The organism is Pseudoalteromonas sp. S2755 (assembly GCF_005886535.1).
In the GTDB taxonomy this organism is placed as follows: domain Bacteria; phylum Pseudomonadota; class Gammaproteobacteria; order Enterobacterales; family Alteromonadaceae; genus Pseudoalteromonas.
Genome location: NZ_PNDS01000176.1, coordinates 1 through 8529, shown reverse-complemented (window position 1 = coordinate 8529; position 8529 = coordinate 1). Strand labels below are relative to the sequence as shown.

At 43.3% G+C, this 8529-nt stretch carries 7 protein-coding genes; 2 read left to right on the top strand and 5 right to left on the bottom strand.

Going from position 1 to position 8529, the window contains the following annotated elements:
- Nucleotides 1-244: 244 nt before the first annotated feature.
- The 4 genes from CWC03_RS22200 to CWC03_RS22185 form a co-directional block, all read right to left on the bottom strand.
- Nucleotides 245-1393, bottom strand: a complete 1149-nt coding sequence (locus tag CWC03_RS22200; RefSeq protein ID WP_138583702.1) for a hypothetical protein — start codon at nt 1391-1393, stop codon at nt 245-247.
- Between the two features lie 155 nt (nt 1394-1548).
- A complete protein-coding gene (locus CWC03_RS22195; protein WP_138583701.1) occupies nt 1549-2757 on the bottom strand; it encodes an ABC transporter permease in 1209 nt (402 codons plus the stop codon).
- A complete protein-coding gene (locus CWC03_RS22190) occupies nt 2750-3535 on the bottom strand; it encodes an ABC transporter ATP-binding protein (RefSeq protein ID WP_138583700.1) in 786 nt (261 codons plus the stop codon). Before CWC03_RS22190 ends, CWC03_RS22195 begins: the two co-directional genes overlap by 8 nt.
- A gap of 1 nt (nt 3536) precedes the next feature.
- On the bottom strand, nt 3537-4337 hold the full coding sequence (locus tag CWC03_RS22185) for a DUF3025 domain-containing protein (RefSeq protein WP_045990068.1): 801 nt from the start codon (nt 4335-4337) through the stop codon (nt 3537-3539).
- 258 nt (nt 4338-4595) lie between these two features.
- Between CWC03_RS22185 and CWC03_RS22180 the strand changes: the two genes are divergently transcribed.
- Both CWC03_RS22180 and CWC03_RS22175 read left to right on the top strand, forming a co-directional pair.
- Nucleotides 4596-6221 carry a M28 family metallopeptidase gene (locus CWC03_RS22180; protein WP_138583699.1) on the top strand — a complete coding sequence of 542 codons (1626 nt, stop codon included), beginning with the start codon at nt 4596-4598 and terminating at the stop codon, nt 6219-6221.
- A 70-nt stretch (nt 6222-6291) separates the two neighbouring features.
- Nucleotides 6292-7458: a putative manganese transporter gene (locus CWC03_RS22175; RefSeq protein ID WP_138583698.1), complete on the top strand. Its 1167-nt coding sequence runs from the start codon at nt 6292-6294 to the stop codon at nt 7456-7458.
- Between the two features lie 302 nt (nt 7459-7760).
- Here the strand turns inward: CWC03_RS22175 and CWC03_RS22170 are convergent, their stop codons facing one another.
- Complete coding sequence (locus CWC03_RS22170) at nt 7761-8240, bottom strand: hypothetical protein (protein WP_138583697.1); 480 nt, start codon at nt 8238-8240, stop codon at nt 7761-7763.
- Between the last annotated feature and the right edge of the window lie 289 nt (nt 8241-8529).

Below are 8529 nucleotides of genomic sequence, written 5' to 3'. Positions count from 1 at the left end.
TCTCATTTAGAACAACTAAATAGCAAAATTTTTGCCTTGCCTATATGGAGATAGGTACCTTAGCGGTAGCAGGACGCGAGAGCGGTGCTACTAAAGCTATTTCCCCGCTTCAAGATAGATCATTTACTTAATACAACTGGTATAAAACGGGTTGTACAATAGTTTCTGGATAGCGATAAATTAAAAATACTATTGCCTCTAGCATACCGATATTCAGGTAGAGTCGCGGCTTTTGTCAGGTGTGTTATATCACAAATGTGGTCATTGCCCAGACAATAATACCGATAATAAATACTAGACTGCCATATTGAAAGTGCCTCACCATTGGGAACACCGCTTTATCCGTGCGCTCAATAGACAAAGGATATTGCCAATGCGTTAACGCAAGTAAAAGTGGCTCGGCTTCTACGCTCATGCCAGAGAGTGAAACCGTCGCGCCATACTCAGTATCAAAGACCAAATCAACAACGTGATTACGACGAGTCGACGCGGTTAACATATCCAAGTCGCTGACTATAAACGTATTCCAGTGTACCTTTATATCGTTAACTTCATCCTTTGTTACCTCTCGTGCTTGTTTATCTGTAAACAGTAACGCAGGTAAAAACAAGCTATCTTCCTCAACCTTAATTTCGTTACAGGGTGAGTGATAGACAAAATAGTGTTTATTACTGATAAGTAAAGACGCCAACCAATAGCTCAAGTACGTGAGCACCAAAAATACCAAACCAGCTATGTAATTTTGTGACGAGTAAAGAATAAAGCAGGTCATTAGAGCAAAAGCCCCTGCCACCATCCAAGCAATATGCTGCTTATGCTTAGGCGTCGGTAGTGCACATCGTAATACAGAGAATCGCGCTTCAATATCGCGATTGCGATTCATAAACAAAGGAAATAATCTTGCAAGGCTAGTTGGAGTTGAGCGCGTAGCTGATCTTCTATTTGCATCCGCGCCTGCCGTTGGTTGAACGTTATGGTCAAGATCTGATGCAGACAAAAGCGCGGTGAGTTTATCAGCTTGCCGCAAACACGAAAATGAATAGACCGCAGGTTCTTCACTTTCTGAAAGATAACTTATACCAATATAATTGAGTTGCTTGTTACCACCCGAAGATACATCAGTCACTGTTGAAAGCGGTATCACACACTCGTCTATTCGCCGAATATTTATATTCAATAACGATAGTTGTTTAGTGATAACAAACTGCTTTTGTGCAGGGTCAAACATTAAACGGTTACGGTATGAAAATAGTAACAAAGAAATCACTAAGTAGATCAGAGCTTCCAAAAAGCTTGACCCGACTAAGTGAAAAACCGACGATAACAAGAATAAAATGGCAATGCCGTTAGTAACTGATTCACTGACTGACTTAAGTACTGAGGTTGATGTCATCCTACATTCCTTGAGTGACTAAAATTGAAACCTACGACTTCCGCAAGCTATCCAAATAAGCAGCGGGCTAAATTACAAAAAGTTAAGCGCTGAATATGGCGTTTATCGTACAGAAAAACGCCATAATTCTCAATGACTCACACCTATCTGAAGCTTTACCTAAACAATACGGTTTCTTTATTAAACCATTTAACGCAGCACACGAGTAACCCCGCCGCTAAAACGGCTGAAGCGCCAAAAATTAATGCGACGTAACCATAATCAACCGTGCCTTTAATGATCTCTTTTATCGCTAATGCGACATTGGTAATTGGGATCAATGCGGTTTTTGCGGTTAATTCCATATTTGGCATTAAGGACATAACAATAGGTATGAAGATCCCCATGCTAAGTGGCCCCATGTAGTTTTGTGCTTCTTTAAAGGTTCTGGCGTAAATTGAAATGGCAAGTGTTAGCGATGAAAGCATCACAGCAACAGGGAGCAACAACGCAAAAATCAACACAAAGTCTAATAATGCAACCGACGAGAAGGCGTTTTTAATAACGTCTAGTTCGACAAAGCTACTGGCAATCCCTATCCACAGCGCCATGCTGGAGACCGTGATAAGCGCACAGAATATTGAACTGCTCAATACAGTTAAAAACTTACCTAGCACCAGCTCTGTGCGAGAGATTGGTGTTAATAGCAGCGTCTCTAAGGTACCACGTTCTTTCTCTCCGGCTCCTAAATCAATAGCTGGATAGCTTGCCCCCATCAATACCAGCGGAATCAACATATAAGGGATAAATGCACCTAACTTCTCGCCTAGATTTTCGCGTTTGTCAGCAGTATCCACTTTAGTAATCGATATAGGCTGGAGCACTGCCGCTTGCTCCGCTTGCGACAATCCCAGTGAGGTTAACTTCTCCGCTCTGAGTTCATCAGAAAACGTCTTAGCAAGTTTAGACAAACGATCGTAAATAAAGTTGATAGATTGTGCATCGTTAAACACGATTTTCCATTCACTTTTTACGCCAGACTCCAGATTTTCAACCGGATCGGATGGAATAAAAACCCCAACATCGATCACACCACTTCGTACCGCGTCACTCAATGCTTCGACGCTATCAAGCTTGAGCTCACCAGTATATTTCTTAAAACTTTTATGATAAAAAACCTGCTCAGAGAACTTTTCAGCATAGGCTTCATTTGCGATGTAATACGTATGAACTTCTTGCTCCGCTTCCATAGCGGCTTGTGATGCCATAAAGCCTACTAACGCCATAATCACGGGGAATACCAACATCGGCAGTGCAATCACAAAGAATAGTGTTTTGCGGTCGCGCAGCAGCTCTCTAATTTCTTTTAAAAATACCTCAAACATGCTGTGCTCCCGTCAACAAGTTCAAAAATGCCTGATTTAGCTCTTCACTTTGCCCTTTCGTTTTGAAATCAGCCAAACTGCCATCAAAGCAGGTGATCCCTTTATCAATAACAGACACCCTATCGCACAATAACGCGACTTCATCTAAGTGATGGGTAGAAAATATAACGGGTGTACCACGCGCTTTGAGGTCGCGAATAAACGAGATAACCGTTTGTGTAGTCATAATATCAAGGCCAGTCGTAGGCTCATCTAGTACCACTACTTTAGGGTTATGTACCACCGCCCGTGCAATATTGGTCTTTTGTTTCATACCGGTCGATAGGTGTTCAGCCCTTTTATCTAGAAAGGTTTCCATCTCTAGGCGCTGAAATAGCTCATCACATTTCGCTTTTAATGCTTTTCCTTTTAAACCATGAAGTCGTGCAAAATATTCAACATTTTCTTTGGCGGTAAGACGTCCATATAAACCAGTTGACCCTGATAAAAAACCGATGGCTTTGCGTGCAACAACAGGCTTTTTCACAATATCCTGACCATCCACTAAGATAGTACCTGCATCCGGCGTCAGCGCAGTTGAGAGCATACGCAAAGTGGTGGTTTTTCCCGCCCCATTGGGGCCTAGCAATCCAAGTACTTCGCCTTGTCCACAGTGCAGGTTAACCTCTTCTACACTGTGAAAAAAGCCATCACGCTCGCGAGGATCCGTCTGACTCTTTTTCTTTTTGTGTTCGCGAGTCAGGGCGAAGCGTTTTTTTAATCCATTGATAGCTATCATGCTATTTCCTTCTTTTCGGCCTGAAATAGTCCGTATTTTGATAAAATTCTAAATCTTGTGGCTCATGCCAGTTTGGGATCCCAAGCAGCGGAATGGGTGACATTTTGGTATTGTCTTCAAGCAGCCCGTCATTGATCAGTGCGACCAATTTGTCATCTAACCAACGATATTGTTCGCTTAATGAAAGTTGCCAAAATGTGGCATCGACATTGATACACACCAGTTTTCCCGTCAGCCCAATAAAGGGATTGGTTAGCATCTCGTAGTTTGCGTGACCAAATACGAAAGGTTTTAGGTTTTGCTGCCATTCTGAGCGATTATCGTAAAATACATTCTGCCATTGGTGTGATTTAAAGGCATCACGCCATTTATCATCATCGATTGCCAACACCAAACCACACTCATCAAAGAGTGTTAACGCATTGCGCTTTTTACTCCGCTGCTTTAAACCAAACTGTGCTATTTCTTCGATATGTAGGGCATTTAACAAAGCTTTTGTTTTTGGGAATAAACACCAAATCAACGCACCAAATAAGTCGTGCCAGTTTTGACTACGCGTCGGTACCTGATGGGTTTCAAAGATAATCTCTTCATAGTATTTATCGCCAAAGTCTATCGTTTCATCGGCCACAAAGCGGGTATCATACTGCTGCAAGCTAATGCTGTTTACGTGCGAAGACAACCACTCGGGGCTTGGCCAGTCTTGTTGACTTTTTAAGTCAAAAAGCTGATTTAAATGGGAAAATGGCTCAGCATGTAAACATGCAACCTGCCACGCCTCAGGCGCTGTAAACTTTTTCATTTGATTGAGATACTTATCATGCAATTAGCCGACTATTTTACTGAAGCGCCTGATACTTGGCAAAAGCCAATTGTAAATGAGCGTAACAGGCTAAATCGCATGCTAAAATTAAGGTAGTTATTAAAAATTGTGCTGTGCTTTATACCAGCTACGGATTTTCATTAATTTCTATCTCCTCTAGCCGTCTTGTCCCGCTCGAACTTTTACGCATTTTATGTTACTACTTATGGGTTCCTAACAAGTAAAAGAAAGGCAATTATGAAACTTAAACTGACGCTCAGCGCTTTATCTATGGCGGTGCTGGCGGGCTGTGTTAGCACTAGCAACAGCCCCCAAGACATCGATACTGCATACAATAGTATTAATGATGCTCAACTCAGAGCCCATATTAAAACCCTTGCCTCTGACGAGTTTGGCGGCCGTGCTCCGTCAACAAAAGGTGAAGAGCTAACGCTTGCTTATTTAACCAAACATTTTAAAGCGCTTGGCTATCAGCCTGGTAATGGCAACAGCTTCTTGCAAGAAGTGCCGCTTGTTTCGCTTGAAGCCGATCCTAATATGACGTTAACAATCGGTGGCAAAAACTACGAATATAAAAAAGACATGGTGATGGGCTCGGCCCGTATCAGCGAACTCGAGTCAATCAAAAATTCAGAGCTGGTTTTTGTTGGCTATGGCGTAAATGCTCCAGAGTACGACTGGAATGACTACGAAGGCCTAGACGTGACAGGCAAGACAGTGGTGATGCTAGTGAACGATCCAGGTTTTGCTAATCCTGAGTCGGGTAAATTTACCGGTGAAGCTATGACCTATTATGGTCGTTGGACGTACAAATACGAAGAAGCTTCACGCCAAGGCGCAGCAGGTGCGATCATTATTCATGAAACAGCGCCGGCTTCTTATCCTTGGAGCGTAGTTGAAAACTCTTGGAGTGGCCCACAGTTTGGCTTCCAAAAAGAAAATAACAATATGGACCGCGTTGCGGTTGAAGGTTGGGTAACGGTAGACGTTGCTAAAGAGCTGTTTCAAAAGGCTGGACTTGATTTTGACACTGCAAAGAAAAAAGCTGCTGAAGGCGCATACCACGTTGATATGGGCAACCTAAGCGCGTCAGTTACCGTCAAAAACACCATCAAAAAATCAACTTCGTATAACTTTATCGCCACCCTACCAGGTAGCAAAAAGTCTGACGAGCACATCATCTACTCAGCACACTGGGATCATTTAGGTACCGATCCAAACCGTAAAGGCGACCAGATCTATAACGGTGCGCATGATAATGCCAGCGGTACAGGCGGTATGATTGAGGTAGCCGAAGCCTTTACTAAACTGCCAACCCGCCCTAGCCGTTCAATTACGTTTTTGGCTGTGACGGCTGAAGAGCAAGGTCTATTAGGCTCAAAATTTTATGCTGCAAACCCTGTTATTCCAGCAGAGAAAACCGTTGCTAACATCAATATGGATAGCCTAAATTTATTGGGTAAAGTAAAAGACATCAGCGTAGTTGGGATTGGCAAATCCGAACTCGATGAAATGCTAGAAACCGCAGCAAAAGCGCAAGACCGTGTCGTTTCGGGAGATCCACGTCCTGCCGCTGGTGGTTACTATCGCTCTGATCACTTCGCATTTGCGAACATGGGTGTGCCTGCAATGTACGCCGGTGGTGGAACCGAAGCACGTGACGAAGAGACTGAAACCTACCGTAAACGTATGGGCTTAGTATTGCGCGGTTGTTATCATCAGCCTTGCGATCGCTACCGTGAAGAGTGGGATTTAAGCGGAGCGATACAGGATCTACAGCTGTTCTTTAAAGTTGGCTATGATGTCTCTGAGCAAGACGCGTGGCCGAAATGGAAAGCAACGGCAGAGTTTCAAAGAAAATAATGCAAATGATATTGATTTTCATTTGAAATAAAATTAAAGTGCAACTTAGACAATACACGGGTTGCACTTTATGTTTTCATCTCTACTTCGATACTCTCAACCAGCACATGGCGCTAAGGTGAGTTTATTGTTCAACAAGCGGTTGATTTTACCCCTCGTTATTATTGTACTAATGGCATTTGAAACGGCGAGACCAATTGTGGTCAGTGCGCTGAGTGATGCATTCTTTCAAGTCAGCGTTTTTGTAGCCGCTACCCTGCTCGTGTACTACTTTCTTGTTGACAGAATTCCACAGCTTAATCTCAGCTATCTGAGTACCAAATCCCCTATTCTCGAAATCGCCATGGCGTCAATATTGGGCGCACTGCCCGGCTGTGGTGGTGCAATTATCGTGGTCACCCAATTTACCAAAAAACAAGCGAGCTTTGCTTCAGTCGTCGCTGTGCTTACTGCGACGATGGGAGATGCTGCGTTTTTGCTACTCGCCAAAGAGCCCCTGACAGGCCTCACTATCATCGCGATGGGCGTTTGTGTGGGTATCGTGAGTGGGCTATGTGTGCACTTAATTCATAAACCCGACTTTTGTGTCCCGCAGACCATCAATGAGGTCGAAGAAGAAACCTTACACGCGAGCCGTGCGTTTAGTCTAAGCCGTAAGGTGTGGAAGCTGGGCTTACTGCCTAGCCTTGCAATTGCGCTCGCGATTGCTTTTAACGTCGACTTAGCACCTTTTGATACAGAAATTGCATGGCTTGGAGCAGCATTGTGTCTTTTTGCTGTGTGTGTGTGGGCACTTAATTCAAAAGGCGTAAGCTATAAAGATATCACCTGTGAAGAAGGTGAATGCGACCCTCCGTCAAAACTCACTAGAGTGCTACAGGACACGCACTTTGTGACCGCTTGGGTCGTTGCAAGCTTTTTGCTTTACGAGCTATCTACCGCGTATTTAGGGCTTGATCTCGCGGTTTGGTTTAAAGACTATGCGCTGTATGCACCACTGGTGGCCATTATTGTCGGATTATTACCGGGCTGTGGCCCCCAGATTGTCGTAACAACGCTTTACCTACAAGGCATCGTGCCATTTAGTGCCCTGGCGGCCAATGCCGTTGCTAACGATGGCGATGCGTTATTTCCAGCGATAGCACTGGCACCAAGGGCGGCGCTATTTGCCACCATCTACTCTGCAGTGCCTGCATTTATCGTGGGTTACGGCCTCTACTACATTAACTTGGCTTAATACTTGAGTACGTCGAAGAAGTGATGTGACGTGAGCTCATACACGATCTGGCAGTTTAGGTTAAGAGTTCAACCAAATCTTACCGCTCGTAACTGATTAATGGCCGAAAAGAGCGAATAGTGGGCGGTCAAATAAACTTTTTTTTGGACAAAAGTGTTTTAGGTCATCGGTTGTATTAGACGAATTTCGAATAAAAATTTCTATCGGCTAATGCCGCATTAAGGTATGAGTAACGTTTGGCTATACTTGAGCGAAGCCAAAATGCCAAGTGTTGCGAATCACTCTTAAGTCCTTTGTTAGCACTAAAAGTACTCTTGACCAACACTTTGTAGCACAGAAAGCATTGCCAACACTTCAGATGCTACATAGCTACCATTATTGCCTTCGAAACCATAGCGCCATGAAACGAAATGTTTACTGTTTGTTTCGAAGAAACTTTCAGCAGATAACCCCATATCTAGAGCATCGAACTTGCTCACTATTTTCTCTTTGTACTCACAAGGTAAACCACCAAACAAATTCTGTAAGTTATGACCTTGTTGGCTAGCGCTGCCTATGCCTCCTTCGTATTGAACAACCCCTTCGCAGTACACAGAAGGTTTTTTAAAAACTGTCTTTCCATCAAAACATTTCAAATATAATTCAAGCGCGAAACTAGCATTTACTATAAAAGGCGCACCGCGATACTTCATTAACTCTGATTCATGTAATACGTCTGCCGCAATATGAAATACTTCTGCCTGATAATAAATTTTAGGTTCTACTTGCCTTACCACTTTCATCGTAACCTCATATAGTGCTAACGCCCCAAGCAGGGCTACTTTTAAGCTGGCTAAAATTACGGGAGCCGGCTTAAAATTGTCCCGTTGACTTGGCTTGTTATGTACCAAAACCTGATTTGTCGATAACGACTTTTTTGAAGCTATTACCTTCATACTTATACGCTGATAACACTATAGCATCACCACGGCGGGATCACACTTTGTAAAAAGGCTTTAACACCCGCCTCTTTTCTGATCTAATAACGTCCACATTATCACTATCTACTTGTTAATTATGTCGTTATTTAGC